General features: G+C 46.0%; 12 protein-coding genes. 4 read left to right on the top strand and 8 right to left on the bottom strand.

Annotated features, from left to right (window positions below):
• The first annotated feature begins 173 nt into the window (after positions 1–173).
• Positions 174–848 carry a signal peptidase I gene (gene lepB, locus BHV83_RS19000; protein WP_005642553.1) on the top strand — a complete coding sequence of 225 codons (675 nt, stop codon included), beginning with the start codon at positions 174–176 and terminating at the stop codon, positions 846–848.
• A 528-nt stretch (positions 849–1,376) separates the two neighbouring features.
• On the opposite strand, the gene rpiB is transcribed toward lepB, so the two are convergent.
• The 6 genes from rpiB to BHV83_RS19030 form a co-directional block, all read right to left on the bottom strand.
• Positions 1,377–1,808, bottom strand: a complete 432-nt coding sequence (gene rpiB / locus BHV83_RS19005; protein ID WP_005638951.1) for a ribose 5-phosphate isomerase B — start codon at positions 1,806–1,808, stop codon at positions 1,377–1,379.
• A 102-nt stretch (positions 1,809–1,910) separates the two neighbouring features.
• Positions 1,911–3,938, bottom strand: a complete 2,028-nt coding sequence (locus BHV83_RS19010; protein WP_286757900.1) for a transketolase family protein — start codon at positions 3,936–3,938, stop codon at positions 1,911–1,913.
• 335 nt (positions 3,939–4,273) lie between these two features.
• A complete protein-coding gene (locus BHV83_RS19015; RefSeq protein ID WP_005638955.1) occupies positions 4,274–4,966 on the bottom strand; it encodes an NUDIX hydrolase in 693 nt (230 codons plus the stop codon).
• Between the two features lie 29 nt (positions 4,967–4,995).
• Positions 4,996–6,141 carry a galactokinase gene (gene galK, locus BHV83_RS19020; RefSeq protein WP_502687973.1) on the bottom strand — a complete coding sequence of 382 codons (1,146 nt, stop codon included), beginning with the start codon at positions 6,139–6,141 and terminating at the stop codon, positions 4,996–4,998.
• Between the two features lie 90 nt (positions 6,142–6,231).
• Positions 6,232–7,473: an MFS transporter gene (locus BHV83_RS19025; protein WP_286757901.1), complete on the bottom strand. Its 1,242-nt coding sequence runs from the start codon at positions 7,471–7,473 to the stop codon at positions 6,232–6,234.
• Positions 7,474–7,512: 39 nt separating this feature from the next.
• Positions 7,513–8,592 carry an aldose epimerase family protein gene (locus tag BHV83_RS19030; protein WP_005642560.1) on the bottom strand — a complete coding sequence of 360 codons (1,080 nt, stop codon included), beginning with the start codon at positions 8,590–8,592 and terminating at the stop codon, positions 7,513–7,515.
• Between the two features lie 189 nt (positions 8,593–8,781).
• Between BHV83_RS19030 and BHV83_RS19035 the strand changes: the two genes are divergently transcribed.
• Positions 8,782–10,737 (top strand): alpha-L-arabinofuranosidase family protein, encoded by a 1,956-nt coding sequence (locus tag BHV83_RS19035; protein WP_119215735.1) that lies wholly within the window; start codon positions 8,782–8,784, stop codon positions 10,735–10,737.
• A 243-nt stretch (positions 10,738–10,980) separates the two neighbouring features.
• Here the strand turns inward: BHV83_RS19035 and BHV83_RS19040 are convergent, their stop codons facing one another.
• The gene (locus BHV83_RS19040) at positions 10,981–11,949 is read right to left on the bottom strand and encodes an alpha/beta hydrolase (RefSeq protein ID WP_286757908.1); all 969 of its coding nucleotides are present in this window, start codon (positions 11,947–11,949) and stop codon (positions 10,981–10,983) included.
• A gap of 254 nt (positions 11,950–12,203) precedes the next feature.
• A complete protein-coding gene (locus BHV83_RS19045) occupies positions 12,204–13,751 on the bottom strand; it encodes a BT2802 family ribose utilization protein (RefSeq protein WP_119215736.1) in 1,548 nt (515 codons plus the stop codon).
• A gap of 164 nt (positions 13,752–13,915) precedes the next feature.
• On the opposite strand from BHV83_RS19045, the gene rbsK reads away from it, so the two are divergent.
• Positions 13,916–14,845 (top strand): ribokinase, encoded by a 930-nt coding sequence (rbsK, locus tag BHV83_RS19050; protein ID WP_119215737.1) that lies wholly within the window; start codon positions 13,916–13,918, stop codon positions 14,843–14,845.
• Between the two features lie 25 nt (positions 14,846–14,870).
• Complete coding sequence (locus tag BHV83_RS19055; protein WP_286757902.1) at positions 14,871–15,887, top strand: nucleoside hydrolase; 1,017 nt, start codon at positions 14,871–14,873, stop codon at positions 15,885–15,887.

A 15,887-nucleotide genomic window follows, 5' to 3' on the forward strand; every position in this document is an offset into this window, starting at 1 on the left:
GCCGGTTTGTTTTATTTGAATCGGCGTCCTGCTGAGAATATCGATGATGTGACATTGCTTACGTTATTTAAGAAGTGAAAAAATGAAAAAGTATCGTTTAAAATTAAGTATGAAAGGGACTGATTTTTATTTGCGCTATGTACAAAGAAAAGCATAAAATCTATTGTTGTTGAATGAGAACGGGGAAATTCATTATTGGTATTTTGCTGCTATGCTGTTTTATCCGTATGGTGATCGGGGAGCCATGTACTGTGCCTTCGGGGAGCATGGAGCCGACGTTGCTTTGCGGAGATCGGCTTTGGATTAACAAGCTGGCTTATGGTGGACGATTCCCCTCTCGTTGGGCGGATATCCCGTTGCTGAATGTCTTTACTTGGATACGCCCTCTGCGTCTTGCTGATGAAGAGAATCATTGGGAGTATCGTCGTTTGCCGGGTTACAGCGAACCTAAACAGGGGGATATTGCGGTGTTCAACAGCCCGGCAGATCCGCAATTGTTGTTGGTCAAGCGAATTACCCGGGTGGTAAAAAAAGGAGAGCCTCTTCGGATCGACCGGCGAACGCTTCTTCTTTATCGTTCGTTGATTTTGCGTGACGGAGGGAAAGTGATGGAGAAAGATGGGAAAATATATATCGATGGAAAGAGCAGCTCGCAGTATATACCCAAGCAACGCTTTTATTATATGGAGGGGGATAACAGGATGAACTCGCATGATAGCCGGTCGTTTGGTTTTATTTCGGAAGAGGCAATCATTGGAAAGTTCGATTTTGTTCTTTTCTCTATCGATTCCCAAAAGCAATGGTGGAAAGCAATTCGTTTGCGACGAATGATGATGCGGTTTCCTTAAGGTTTAAAAGATCTTCATGTCGGTATGGGTGGCTTAACCATAATCCTGCAAGAACTGCGGCTCGAATATACATAAATATCTACAACTTTCAATAAAACAAGAATTTAAAGTGAATTGAATCTAATCTTATAGTTCTTTCTGTTATCGGCCTGGGTCGAAAACCTTTTTGCCCCTTGTCAAAAGCCTTTTTGCCCAAGGTCGAAAAGGTTTTCGACTTAGGTCAAAAGCTCTATGATATGATAGTTTAATGATAGAAGTATAGCGGTTATCACTCTATCGGCTTTGGATTGATCCCTACAATTGGTTTTGTCTTTGTGTTAATCTCCGATGATTATTGGGTGAATCCAGCCTTGTTCGCGCGCAAAAAAGATCGTTGAATGATAGTTGAATGATAGTTGAAAACAACAACTATCATACTATAATGTCTTGTTTTTAAACAATATACGAACCTCAGTGATAGTATGATAGTTGTTTCTCTTTTTAACTTTTGTGGGGATATCCCATATCGTTGGCAATAGGAATTGGCTTTCACAAAGGAATTTTGTCAATCCTGCGCTGATGCCGACCGCCTTCGAACGGGGTGCTCAGAAAGGCTTCGACCGTATGAGTGGCTTCCTCTTGACTGATAAATCTGCCGGGCATTACGAGTATGTTGGCATTATTGTGCTCGCGTGCGAGACGTGCTATCTCTTCTTGCCAGCACAGAGCGGCCCGTATTCCCTGATGTTTATTGAGTGTCATGGCTATTCCGTTTCCGGATCCGCAGATGGCTATTCCGGGATATACTTCGCCGGCTTCTACAGCTTTGGCAAGCGGATGGGCGTAATCGGGATAATCACAACTTTCAGTCGAGTCGGTTCCGAAATCTTTATAGGCCAACCCTTTCGAGTCGAGTATTTGTTTTACGAATTCTTTCAGTTCGTACCCTGCGTGGTCACTACATAAACCTAATGTTTTCATATTTATCTGTTAGAGGAGTTTGGAGATTTATGATTTATAATTTCAGATTTATGATTTACCAACTATTCATAAATCATAAATTATAAATCATAAATCTGAAAATTAATTCAATAATTCTTTTACCTGATTGTATACGTTCTGACCCGTGAAGCCGAGTTTTTCGTCCAATACCTTGTATGGAGCGGAGAAACCGAATGATTCGAGTCCCCACACCTTACCGTTGGCACCCACCAATCCTTCCAGATTGACCGGCAGACCGGCAGTAAGCCCGAATACCTTGCTTCCTGTTGGAATGACAGATTCTTGGTATTCTTTGCTTTGGCTGCGGAATAAGCCTTCAGACGGAACAGATACGATGCGGACCTTGATGCCATCGGCGCGAAGCAATGCTGCTCCTTCTTCCAGTGTGGAGACTTCTGAACCGGAAGCGACCATGATTACATCAGGGTTTTCGTCACTATCTACAATATAAGCTCCCTTTTCAGCCTGCAAGGCTTCGTCGTAGCGGTTTCCTTTTGCGGGCAGGTCTGTGATGTTCTGACGGGAGAAAATCAAAGCTGTCGGAGTGGCTGTGTTTTCCATAGCCATCTTCCAGGCAATTGTTGTTTCGGTCACGTCTGCCGGGCGCAATACCAACATTGAGTTGTGTCCCTTGTGGTTCTTCAGCTTTTCCATCAGACGAATCTGCACTTCCTGTTCAACCGGTTCGTGTGTCGGTCCGTCTTCGCCTACGCGGAAGGCATCGTGAGACCAGACGAACTTAACCGGCTGTTCCATCAGGGCAGCCATTCGGATAGCGGGTTTCATGTAGTCGGAGAATACGAAGAATGTGCCGCAGGCTACGATTACACCTCCGTGGAGCGACATGCCGATACATACGCAAGCCATCGTCAGTTCGGCAACACCGGCTTGAAGGAATGCACCACTGAAATCGCCTTTTACGAATGCATGTGTTTTCTTCAGGAAGCCGTCGGTCTTGTCCGAATTGGAAAGGTCGGCTGAAGAAACGATCATATTTTCTACCTGGGTTGCCAGCACGCCTAAGACGGTTGCCGAGGCCGCACGGGTCGCTTGGTTCGGTTTCTGTTCGATAGCCTTCCAGTCGATGACAGGTGCTTTGCCTGAGAACCACAAATCCATCTTGGCGGCCAGTTCCGGATTAGCTTTCGCCCATTCTGCTTTGGCCGCATAGCGTTCCGCAACGATTGCTTCCAATTCTTTAGCACGTTTGGCATATAGTTCCGCAACTTCGGGGAAGATCTGGAACGGATCGTCCGGGTTTCCTCCTAAGTTCCGAATGGTGTCTGCGATAGAGACGCCGGCTGCCGAAAGAGGTTGTCCGTGTGTAGACACCTTGTTTTCGTAGCTGCTCTTGTCAGCACCCACAGCACCCTTACCCATGATCGTGTTACCGATAATCAGGGTAGGACGGGATGTTTCGGCTTTCGCCTCGGTCAGTGCCCGGCGGATTTCCGTTACATCGTTTCCGTTGATTGTGATGACTTTCCAACCCCATGCTTCGTATTTCATGGCTACGTTTTCTGTCGTCACTTCGCCTACGGTTGTGGAAAGCTGGATGTTGTTGGCATCGTAAAACATAATCAGGTTGTCCAGTCCCAGTGTACCGGCAATACGTCCGGCTCCCTGAGAAATCTCTTCCTGGATGCCACCATCGGATATATATGTGTAAATCGTCTGATTCATGACGTCACCCAGGCGTGCTTTCAGGAACTTGGCGGCGATAGCAGCACCTACGGCGTAAGTGTGGCCTTGTCCCAACGGACCGGATGTGTTTTCTATACCACGCATCACGTTGACTTCGGGATGTCCCGGAGTCACGCTACCCCACTGGCGGAACTCTTTCAGTTCGTCGATCGTGAATTTGCCTGCGAGGGCGAGTACTGAATAAAGCATCGGCGACATATGCCCCGGGTCCTGGAAATAGCGGTCTCTGCCTTCCCATGCGGGATTCTTGGGATCATACACGAGGAACTCTGAAAACAGTACGTTCACAAAGTCTGCACCACCCATTGCACCACCGGGGTGACCGGATTTCGCTTTTTCTACCATTGACGCAGCCAGGATACGGATGTTGTCCGCTGCTTTGTTCATTAATTTAATATCGTTCATTGTGATGAGTTATTTTTATTTTTTGCAAAGATAGGCAATCTCTTCGTAATGACCATCCTATCGATGAAACAATTCATTTTCTGTAAAGTTTCCTAATTTCCGATATTTCTCATAGAGAGCAAGATACGCCAGATGATTTTTATGATTCGACTGGTATTCTTTTGCAAAACCTTATCCTATAGTCCGCTGTGTGTCTTCGATTTTGGCATATATGCACGGTGCTACGGCTGCGAACATGGAAACACCGAATGCGCAAGTCTGTTCCGCTTGGGCTACTTTGTGATCGGAATATCCGGCACATCTGCCAAAGTCAGCATGTTGAATGATGTTTTTTATTATAGGGAGAAATAGAACCCTTGTTCCAGCAGATGGTCGTATTTTTCTTTGTTGAACATATAATAAAAAGCCCCTCTTTTGGAACCTTTCTTGTCTTTTTCATCCAACTTCTCCAGAATATCCATCGCATTTAGTTTTTTGCGGAAATTACGCTTGTCCAGTTGAGTCTGGTAGATGGCTTCATACAGGTTCTGCAATTGCGGTAACGTGAATTTTTCGGGAAGCAGGTTGAATCCGACCGGACGGGTAGCGGCTTTTCTGCGCAGACGGGCTAATGTGTCGGTGATCATTTGGTTATGGTCGAAAATAAGTTGTGGAACTTCGCTGACCTTGGCCCAGACCGCATTATACTCTTCCAGTGTTTCGCTACTGAAATCGTTCATATTGACGAGTGAATAGTATGCTACGGATATTACCCGCTCTCCGAGATCGCGGGTAATATCTCCGTAAGCACCTACCTGTTCCATAAAAAGATTATCAATGCCGGTACAGTCGGTAAGCACGCGTGAGGCGGCCTCCTCTATACTTTCTCCTGCTTTGATAAAACCGCCCATCAGAGACCATTGTCCCATCATGGGTTCAAACTTACGTTTATAAAGTAATACATTAAGCTCTTTTTGATCGAATCCGAGTATAATACAATCTACTGCAACGTAAAATTTGGTTTCGTTCTGATAAAAAGCGGCTGTCATGATTTTTTTATGGAATTATGATTAATTTATTATGCGAGCTTGCGTGCGCCGTCGCTGATTACTACATTATATAACTTAGGTTCGTGGCCGAATTTAGCAGTGTAGGATTCAAATGCTTCTTTTACAAATGCATCGTATTTTTCTTCTTTCACCAGATTGATTGTGCAACCGCCGAAACCGCCACCCATTACGCGTGAGCCGGTTACACCGCATTTCTTGGCAACATCGTTCAGGAAGTCCAATTCTTCGCAGCTGACTTCGTACAATTTGCTCATGCCGTGATGTGTTTCGTACATCTTCTTGCCTACGGTTTCGTAGTCGTCTTTTTCCAAAGCGTCGCAAACATCGAGTACGCGCTGTACTTCTTCGATCACATATTCGGCACGCATATAATCTTCAGCGCTGATGTCGCCTTTGACTTCGTTCAGCATATCCATTGTCGCATCGCGTAGGAATTCGACTTCCGGATGATTGCGACGGATTGCGGCGGCGGCGTTTTCGCAAGATTGGCGACGTTTGTTGTAAGCCGAAGATGCCAGTTCGTGCTTAACGACTGAATCCAGTAAAACCAATTTGTAACCGACCGGATGGAACGGGAAATATTTATATTCGAGTGAACGGCAATCCAGACGAATCAAACTGCCTTCTTTTCCGAATACAGAAGCGAACTGGTCCATAATACCGCAGTTTACGCCGCAATAGTTATGCTCCGTTGATTGACCGATCTTAGCTAATTCAAATTTGTCGATGTTCAGGGAGAACAAGTCGTTTAAAGCAAATGCATAGGTACTTTCCAATGCGGCGGAAGAGGACATGCCTGCACCCAGAGGTACATCGCCTGCAAACACGGTATCGAATCCCTGGATCTGTCCGCCACGTTTGATGGTTTCGCGGCAAACACCGAAAATATATCTTGCCCAGCTTGCTTTTGGAGCGTCTTCTTCGTTCAGACCAAATTCGGCGTAGTCGTTCAGGTCGACAGAGAAAGCACGAACTTTACCTGTGCCGTTTGGTTTGATTTCGGCAATCATGCCTTTGTCGATAGCCCCCGGAAATACGAAACCACCGTTATAATCGGTATGTTCGCCAATCAGGTTAATACGGCCTGGAGATGCATATACGCTACCTTTTGTTGAGAATAACTCCTGAAATTTATTTCTGATCTTTTGTTGCATGATATTAATTTTTTAGATGTGTTATAAATAAAGAAATTATCCGGCTTTATTGGTAACCGGATAATTTCATGAATTGGCATATTTATAGTCTTATTCTGATTTTTTTGACGGTTTGGAACCGATAGCTGCGTAGAATAAAATGTAAGCAGCACTGAAAAGCACAACCCAATAGCTGGTCATGTAGTCGGTCATATCGGCAACCCAACCCTGGATAGCAACCATTACGGCGCAACCGAACACCATTGTCATAAAGATACCGCTGGCAATGGCCGTGTATTTACCTAATCCTTCAACCGCCATATTGAAGATACCACCCCACATTACACTGGTGCAGAGACCAACGAGAAGGAATGCCAGAATACCGACGGGAACTTCCTGCCAGATAACGCTTAATGAAGCCCAATCTATACCGGGAACTTCAACCGTACTCGTTTCAGGTGAAAACATTCCGAAGCTCACTAACAGCAAAGTGGCGCTTGCGACAGTCGTGATCATCGCGCGGCTGGAAATTTTGGCACCGATACTTGCTCCTACGAAACGTCCGATAAGCATCATCACGATAAGGCCGACGGTGCTGGCCGGTATGCCTTTAGATGTCAGATATTGCAGGATATAGGTAGGAGTTCCTACTTCTACACTCATATATAAGAAGATAGCCAGGGCGCCCAAAGCAAAATGACGATGGCTTAAAGCTCCTTTGATTAGACTTGTGTCGACCGGAGCCTGTTCGGGCTCTTCGATTTTAGTGAACATGATCACTACAAATGCGATGACAAAAATAGCCAGAGCGATCATCAGAGCAGGGGTGGCATCGGCAATATGTGCCTTGGCTGCATCACCGATAAGAGCTCCCATCAAGATGTAGCAAGCGACGGCTGCGGTACTGTTGAATACACCTCCGAGCTGAATCAGCTGGTTACCCTTGTTTCCGCCACCTCCCAACAAGTTAAGCATCGGGTTGACTACGCAGTTCAAAATACACATGGTGAAACCGCTGGTAAACGCTCCGATCAGATAAACCAAGAAAGCGCTTTCCTTGCCTACGTGACCGCTCAACCATTGGATTAAAATACCGATGATACCTATGGCTAGGCCGATAAGAGCCGTTTTTTTGTAGCCATATTTGGCAATCAGCATACCTGCGGGGATTCCCATTACCAAATAGGCGATGAAGTTACCATAGTTTCCGATTTGGGCAAGGACATTGCTTGCTCCGAAGTCGTTCTTTACAATAATAGCCATTGGTGAACAAAGATTTGTCACGAATGCGATCATAGCAAAAAGTGCAATCATGATGATGATGGCACTCCATTGTTTTTTTTGTTGAGTCATTGATTGATGTTTTTTTTGTTATTATTAATTTGTTACTTGTTATTCGACAGAAAATTTATAAATTGTCTTGCTCTGGAACGTTTCACCCGGGCGTAGGACGGTGGACGGGTACTCCGGTTTGTTCGGGCTGTCGGGATAGTGCTGTGTTTCCAGACAAAGGGCGGCACGTGCCGGATAGCGTTGTCCGTTCTTGCCGACGAAATTGCCTGTCATCCAATTACCTGTGTATAATTGCACACCCGGTTGTGTCGTGTAGCATTCCATTACGATGCCGGTTTTGGGCGATGTGCAACGGGCGCAGAGTGACAGCTCGTTCTCTTCTTTTTTATTTAATATATATGTATGGTCATATCCTTTTCCGAAATTCAGTGCTTCGAAATCTTCATCGATACGTTCGCCCACTTCGTGTGGAGTACGAAAGTCCATCGGAGTTCCTTCTACTTTTTCTTTCGGACCATAAGGTATAGCCGTTTCGTCGGTCGGCAGATAGTAGTCTGCATTGATTGTCAGTTTATGATCATATACGGAAGGATCACCTTGGCCGGATAGGTTGAAGTAGGAGTGATTGGTCAGGTTCAAGACGGTCGGTTTGTTTGTTACCGCATGATACGTGATTATGACCTCATTGTCATCGGAAAGATGATAAGTCACTGTTGTATCCAGTTTTCCGGGGAAGCCTTCTTCACCGTCGGCAGACGTGTATTTCAATTCCACCGTCTGGCCGTCGATCTTGTTTAGGTCCCAGACTACGGAATTGAAGCCTTTCAAACCACCATGCAGGCTGTTCGGCCCATTATTGATAGCCAATTTATCGTACACAATGCCATCCAATGTGAATTTTCCGCCCGCGATACGGTTGCCGTATCGTCCGCAGATAGCTCCGAAATAAGGTTCTTCGGAAACCAGGTATTCGTCTATAGAATTGTGTCCTGTTACTACATCGGTTAACTTTCCGGACCGATCCGGTACCATAAGCGATACAATCTTTGCACCGTAGTTGGTAATGGTAAGTTCTGCCCCTTTGTTATTTGTAAGGATGCATAGCATCGTCTCCTTGCCGTCTATTTGCTTGCTGAAATTAGCTACAGTTAAGCCAGACAGCGTGCTTTCGTTCTTCATGTAAATATAGTTTCAAAATTGTGTGTAAAATTACTCTCTTCTTTGTATTCATGCGCTACTTTGAAGATGTTTTATAGCATAAAACGGCTTTTTGTCTGCTAAAACGGACGATACGTCTTCTTTCAATCGGATTTATTAGTGTACATTTGTAACTAAATAATCTTTGTATTCACGGAAAAACACATACCTATGACAAAAAGTATGAAAAAAGCCATTGCCCTGTGTCTGTTTAGCATGGGTGTTGTCGGTTTAATGGCACAAAGTAATGAATTTAAGATAGATGTGCAGAAAACAGGTGCGCCTATCCAGTCGACCATGTACGGGATCTTTTTTGAAGATATCAATTACGGAGCCGATGGCGGCCTGTATGCCGAACTTGTCAAGAACCGTTCTTTCGAGTTTGAAAATCCGTTTGGGGGCTGGACGCCCTTCGGGAATGTCAGTGTGCAGACCCAGAAGCCCTGTTTCGACCGTAATCCGCATTATGTCCGCCTTTCTTATGAAAAGGAGCTGACCGGAACCGGCCTTGACAATGAAGGCTTCAATGGGATCGGCATCAGGGAAGGGGAGAAGTACGACTTCTCTTTATATGCCCGCACTCGGTCCGGCGATGCGCCGGTCAAGCTGCGTATAAACCTAGTGGACAGCCGGAATGACCTGTACGAGCAAAAAGAGATCGAGGTGAGCGGCAAGGAATGGAAGAAATATACGGTTGTTCTGACGCCGGGAGCGACAGAAGCCCGTTCCCGTCTGCGTATCACGATGGTGACAAAAGGAATTGTCGATCTCGAACACATTTCATTGTTTCCACAAAAGACATTCAACAACCGTCCGAACGGCATGCGTGCTGATTTGGCACAGGCTTTGAAGGAGCTGAAACCTGGTGTCTTCCGCTTTCCCGGCGGTTGCATCGTGGAGGGAACGAACAGGGCTACCCGCTACCAGTGGAAAAACACGGTCGGTCCGGTTGAGAACCGTCCGATCAATATCAATCGATGGAACTATACATTCTCGCACAAAAAGTTTCCGGATTATTATCAGTCCTGCGGCTTGGGCTTTTTCGAATATTTCCTATTGAGTGAAGATATTGGGGCTGAACCGCTTCCCGTGTTGAACTGCGGTCTTTCCTGCCAGTATGAAAACCAGGACCCGAACGAGAATTGTCCGGTGGATAAGCTACAACCTTATATAGACGACGCCCTCGACCTAATTGAGTTTGCTAACGGTTCGGCAACCAGCGAATGGGGAAAGATACGTGCCGATATGGGACATCCGGCTCCTTTTAACCTTAAACTTATTGCCATCGGCAACGAACAGTGGGGACCGCTTTATCCCGAACGTCTCGAACTGTTTGTCAAAGCGATTCGGGCTAAATATCCGGAGATAAAGATCATCGGTAGTTCCGGTCCGCAATCGGAAGGGGAGGATTTTGATTACCTCTGGCCGGAAATGAGGCGCTTGAAAGTGGATTTAGTGGACGAACATTTCTACCGCTCTCCTGAATGGTTCCTGAACGGAGCCAAACGCTATGATTCGTACGACCGCCAAGGACCGAAAGTGTTTGCCGGCGAATATGCCTGCCATTCTGTCAACCGCGAGAACAGTTTTCTGACCGCCTTGTGTGAAGCCGCTTTTATGACAGGTTTCGAGCGAAACGCGGATGTGGTGTGCTTATGCACGTATGCCCCGCTTTTTGCTCATGTGGATGCTTGGCAGTGGCGTCCGGATCTGATCTGGTTCGACAACCTTTCATTGGTAAAGACTCCTAACTATTACGTGCAGCAGCTATATGGTCATAATGCTGGTACGAACGTCGTTCCGCTGACCATGCAGGGCGAACCGGTCACCGGACAGTTGGATTTGTATGCCACTGCAGCGGTCGATAAGCATTCAGACGAGCTTATCATCAAAGTCGCTAATACCGGAATCCGTAACAAGCGGATTAAGTTGAACTTGAACGGTCTTTCGGCCGGTAAGCATAAAGGGACGCTTACGTTGCTCCATTCTTCCGACTTGGAAGCTAAAAACACGTTGTGTAATCCTTCGACAGTAGTCCCGCTCGTTTCTGATATTGAGGTGGAGGCTCCGCAGGGAGAAGTGAACTTGAGACCGCTTAGTTTCTCCGTCTATCGTATCAAATTATGAATAATAGTAGGTCCTGCCATTGATCGTTTTCGTGCAACCGGTATAGGAGCTTTCGGTGACAGGTCGGACCAGTATTTTGGAGCTTGTTTCGAACGCCGGAGACTTGCCAGGACTTAACCTTACTTCCTTTCCCAACAAAGGCCAAGGACGAACCATGCCTTGTAGTAGTCCTTGGCCTTATTGTACATTACCTTTTACTTGGCTTATTTTAGATGAAATTCCTGAATCGTTCCAAACTTTTTGTTATTTCAAATATTTATGGAAAAAATGTTCGATTTTGTCGAACGGGATTACTGACAGGTTGTCGTAAAGGTCGACATGGTTGGCACCGGGGAGGATCAGCAACTCTTTGTTATCACCCGTTAGTTTCTTGAATGCGTCTTCGCTGAAATAACGGGAATGGGCTTTCTCGCCGTGTATCATGAGTACGGCACTACGGCTTTCGTCGCTGTAAGTGAGTAAAGGCATGTTGATGAACGAAAGAGCCGATGTCTTGTTCCATCCTCCGTTGGAGTTGAGTGACCGTTTGTGATAACCACGGTCGGTCTTATAATAGTTGTGATAGTCTTTTACAAACCAGGGGACATCGTCGGGGAGTGGATCGACCACTCCGCCGGTGAGGGCGTATGAGCCGTTCTTCGTGTCTATTGTACGTTGTTCGTTGAGTTGGCGGCGGAGTTCGTGGCGCTGGTCGGCATTCATGGAGTCGAAATAGCCGTTTGCGTTTACCCGGCTCATGTCGTACATCGTGGAAGTGACTGTGGCCTTGATGCGGGTATCGATCGTGGCAGCGTTGAGTGCCATACCTCCCCATCCGCAAATACCGATGATGCCGATGCGTTCGGGATCGACGTCATCGTGTGTAGAGAGGAAATCCACAGCTGCGCAAAAGTCCTCGGTGTTGATGTCGGGAGAGGCTACATAGCGGGGTGTTCCACCACTCTCTCCAGTGTATGAAGGATCGAAAGCGATGGTTAGGAAACCGCGTTTTGCCATTGTTTGTGCGTAGAGGCCTGATGCTTGTTCCTTCACGGCCCCGAAAGGACCGGATATAGCGATAGCCGCCATTTTCCCGTTTATATTCTTTGGTGTATACATATCGGCTGCAAGCGTGATGCCGTAGCGGTTGCGAAATGTTACCTTACTGTGATTCACTTTATAGCTCTTCGGGAAAATCTTGTCCCATTCTTTTGTCAATTCTAAGTCTTCCATTTCTATATTCTTTTTATCAGTTTGAATTATATTCTCTTCAATTATCCTGTTTCCTGCCTCCATTGCCGTGACTCCAGCCATCAACAATGCTAATGCTATTATTTTTTTCATATCTTTTGTATTGATTTGGCCGATGCGCAACCAACAATGGTATTAGCCGGCACATTTTTGAATCTATTGCATTGATTTTTTTACAAAGGTCGGCATGTATTCTTTTTCTCTTTGTAGATAAATTACGGATATTATGCCCTGAATTACTGTTTTGCCGATATATACCAATCTGTTCGCGACAAAATCTCCCGGAGAGGGATGTTTGTTAGTTTGCTCTCGATCCAAGCTGTAAAATCGAAAGTTTTAAGGAGTTGTTTTTCGTATTTGTCTTGCCGGATACGCATTATATCCTTTTGGTATTGTGACCACAGCTTCTCTTGGTCTTTTTTATAGATGGGCAATGGATGGGCCATTAGGAAGCGGAATAGTAGTTTTTCGGTGATATACACTTGCTTCTCGTAACCGATCATTCGCTTGATGGAGCTTATTTCGTTCGCGAAAAAGCAATAGTTCCCTAGTTCTGCCTGGATAAGGAGATTGATGAGGCGGGCTGTTTTGTAGGACGGCAATGTGTGGAAGGATTTGCCGGAACCGAGTATGTTTTTCATGCTTTTACGGGCTTTCATCGGTTCTCCCAGGCAAAGATAAAGGATGGAAGAATAGAGGGATAGTTTTAGTTGGGTTTCCGGTCTGGTCATGGTTGCTTTCTTAGCAAAAAAATCGGTATAGGTCTCTGTAAGATGCACTGCCGCGTCAAATTGTCCGGTGTTGAGCAATCCCGAGAGTTCGTACAGGTAGTGGCGTCCTTGTACTTCCATCAGGAACTCTGTTGGGTAGTTGCCCGTGCTGATTTCTTTCAGTTTGGACAAAAAGAAAGGCATTTCCCGGTATAATCCGGCAACGTGCAGGCTGTTCAGTACTCCCTCTATGGCGCTCAGGTAGTAGATCGGTGGGTTGAGGATTAGATGCCGGTTCGCTTCGAAAAGCGCGATCAGTTCCTGATAGAAGCGGATCGCCGATTTATAGTTTCCGGCATTCAGGTAGTAGGTCGCTTGGAACAACAGGTGAAGTTTGTGTGCCTCGAATCCCTGGTAGGAATGGTTGGCGATCAAGTTCAGTTCGCTTAAAACAAGATCGTTCAGGTTCTCTTTCTGTTTGTTCGAACGGGCATACCCTTTATAGGTAATGCGGTATTTCAGAATATCATATAGTTGCAGGTGGAGGTTCGTGTTGCGGGCATATTTCATTACGTCGTTAATCTGCATTTGTTTGCTTACCAGTTCTTTCTCGCTGATGCCTTCGAAACCGAGTGTGCTTAGATATTTCAATTCCGTACGGTAAATCAGAAGGAGGAGTGGATCGTTTTCGTATGTGACGGCCAGCTTCTTTGCTTTTTCCAATTCGGCAAGTGCATTGTCGAAAAGTTCCCGTTCGAAAAGAATGCCAGCCTTTGTGATATAATTGAAGATAGTCGTCTGTATGTCTTGTTTCTCCCTCAATTGGACGAGGCAATCCAACAATACCCGATAAAGATGCTTGGCTGCTATCTCAAAGCTTTTTTCGTTCATTTTGCCGCAAAACTTCTCATATATTTGTTCGGCGGAGAAGCCTTCGCATACCAGGTCGTATAGAACCATATAATGTTTATCCCCGTTTTGCAGGTTGGTATAGAGTCTGATGTATCGTTTTTCCGCTTTGGAAAGCGACTTGATCAATAGCATGACCTGATTGAGTTTTGTGGCCTGTTTCATAAATTTATCTGTTTGTCTATAAGATATATTTTGTATATGTTATTTACAAAAATAAGATTTGGGTTTATCTTTTCCAAAGAATTATGTGGAAAAAAGAAACGATATACATATTATATTTGTAACGCTTCATTGCAAATGATTCATAATTTAATACGAAATAAAATATGGACACAACACAAATATCCAGACGACAAATCCTGGTGGTTGGGAGTTGCAATACCGATATGGTTATAAAAGCCGCTCATCTGCCTCGTCCGGGTGAAACGATTTTGGGTGGAACATTCTTTATGAATCCCGGTGGAAAAGGGGCGAACCAAGCTGTGGCGATAGCGCGTTTGGGTGGTTCCGTCACTTTTATATGCAAGACCGGAAGTGATATATTCGGTCACCAGTCACAACAACTTTTCGAGGAGGAGGGAATCAATACCTCTTATGTCTTTTCAGATTCCGGGAATCCTTCCGGCGTAGCCCTGATCACGGTGGACGAAAAAGCGGAAAACTGCATTGTCGTCGCTTCGGGAGCGAATGCTAACCTTCTGCCGTCCGATCTAGCGAAGGCAGAGGAGGCTATTGAGTTGGCTGACTTGATCCTGATGCAGCTGGAGGTCCCGATGGAGACCGTGTGCTTTGTTGCGGATATCGCCTGGCAAAAGGGGAAGAAAGTGATTCTGAATCCGGCTCCGGCACATCCATTACCGGCCGATCTGCTCCATCATTTATATTTGATCACGCCGAACGAGACGGAAGCGGAGATGATTACCGGTGTGAAGATAACGGACGATATTTCAGCGGTGGAGGCCGCCCGTGTCCTTTCGGGAATGGGAGTGCAGCATGTTATTATTACGCTGGGATCAAAAGGGGCACTTATTTGTAGCGACGGAAAAGCCGAGATAGTTCCCGCTTTGAAAGTAGAAGCTGTCGACACGACTGCCGCCGGCGATGTATTTAATGGAGCCCTGACTGTCGCTTTGTCCGAAGGGCGAAATTTGAAAGAATCCGTCCGGTTTGCCTGTAAGGCTTCGGCTATCTCGGTGACACGTGTAGGGGCGCAGTCGTCAGCTCCTTATCGGAACGAAGTGGATATATTCGATTAATCAAATCTTGTATAAATTCAATAACATGAAAAAAACGATTCTTTTTACCTGTTTGACCGCTTTGCTGGCGGCCTGTTCCGGAAAATCGGCTGTAACTGCTCCGGAAGAAACGACGGTGCAGCCTGTCAACCTGATATTGGATACGGACCTGGGACCGGATTATGATGATGTCGGTGCGATGGCTCTGATGCACGCGTTGGCTGATAGTGGGCAAGTGAACATTTTAGCGGTTGTTTCGTCTAATAAGGACGAGCATGTCGTACCCTGCATAGAAGTGCTGAACACCTATTTCAACCGACCGGACATTCTTGTCGGTGCTCCGAAAAGCGAGGGTGGCGTTTCGCTGACCACCTGGCATAAGATTAAATGGACGGAAGAGCTTCCGGCACGTTATCCATATAAAACGGCAAAAACCTCGGATGCTTCGGATGCGGTGAAGGTCTATCGCCGGATTTTGAGTACGCAGCCGGATAGCAGCGTTGTGGTTTGTACGATCGGTTTTTTCACCAACCTGAAGAACCTATTGCTTTCCGGTGGTGACGAATATAGTCCGCTTTCCGGCTGTGATTTAGTCGCGAAGAAGGTGAAACGGGTGGTTTCGATGGCAGGTTTGTTTCCCGAAGGGAAGGAATTTAATGTCTATTGTGATACCCCAGCATCCCGTGTGGTGGCAGAGCGATGGCCTACGGAAATCATATTTAGTGGTTTTGAAATCGGAAATATGATTTTTACCGGGAAGAAGCTGGTCCAGATGGATGTGGAAGACAGTCCTGTGAAAGATGCCTATTCGCTCTGTTTTGCCGAAGGCGATCCAAATGGCCGGATGAGTTGGGATCTTACGGCTGTGCTGGTGGCAGTCAAAGGGTATGAACCTTATTATAATGTGGAGCGCGGAACGTTCCGTGTCGTGAATGATGAAGGAGCCAATAGCTGGACACCGGATGGGAAAGGTAAGGACCTTCGTCTGATCGAGAAAGTGCCGGCGGTGGAGATGGCGGTTCTTATTGAAAATTATATGATGCATCAACCTGTTTCAAAGTAA

This window comes from Parabacteroides sp. merdae-related_45_40 (assembly GCF_001915675.1).

Coding starts and splice junctions, on each gene's coding strand:
- lepB (WP_005642553.1), top strand. CDS start 174: ATGAGAACGGGGAAATTCATTATTGGTATTTTGCTGCTATGCTGTTTT.
- rpiB (WP_005638951.1), bottom strand. CDS start 1,808: ATGAAAACATTAGGTTTATGTAGTGACCACGCAGGGTACGAACTGAAA.
- BHV83_RS19010 (WP_286757900.1), bottom strand. CDS start 3,938: ATGAACGATATTAAATTAATGAACAAAGCAGCGGACAACATCCGTATC.
- BHV83_RS19015 (WP_005638955.1), bottom strand. CDS start 4,966: ATGACAGCCGCTTTTTATCAGAACGAAACCAAATTTTACGTTGCAGTA.
- galK (WP_502687973.1), bottom strand. CDS start 6,141: ATGCAACAAAAGATCAGAAATAAATTTCAGGAGTTATTCTCAACAAAA.
- BHV83_RS19025 (WP_286757901.1), bottom strand. CDS start 7,473: ATGACTCAACAAAAAAAACAATGGAGTGCCATCATCATCATGATTGCA.
- BHV83_RS19030 (WP_005642560.1), bottom strand. CDS start 8,592: ATGAAGAACGAAAGCACGCTGTCTGGCTTAACTGTAGCTAATTTCAGC.
- BHV83_RS19035 (WP_119215735.1), top strand. CDS start 8,782: ATGACAAAAAGTATGAAAAAAGCCATTGCCCTGTGTCTGTTTAGCATG.
- BHV83_RS19040 (WP_286757908.1), bottom strand. CDS start 11,949: ATGGAAGACTTAGAATTGACAAAAGAATGGGACAAGATTTTCCCGAAG.
- BHV83_RS19045 (WP_119215736.1), bottom strand. CDS start 13,751: ATGAAACAGGCCACAAAACTCAATCAGGTCATGCTATTGATCAAGTCG.
- rbsK (WP_119215737.1), top strand. CDS start 13,916: ATGGACACAACACAAATATCCAGACGACAAATCCTGGTGGTTGGGAGT.
- BHV83_RS19055 (WP_286757902.1), top strand. CDS start 14,871: ATGAAAAAAACGATTCTTTTTACCTGTTTGACCGCTTTGCTGGCGGCC.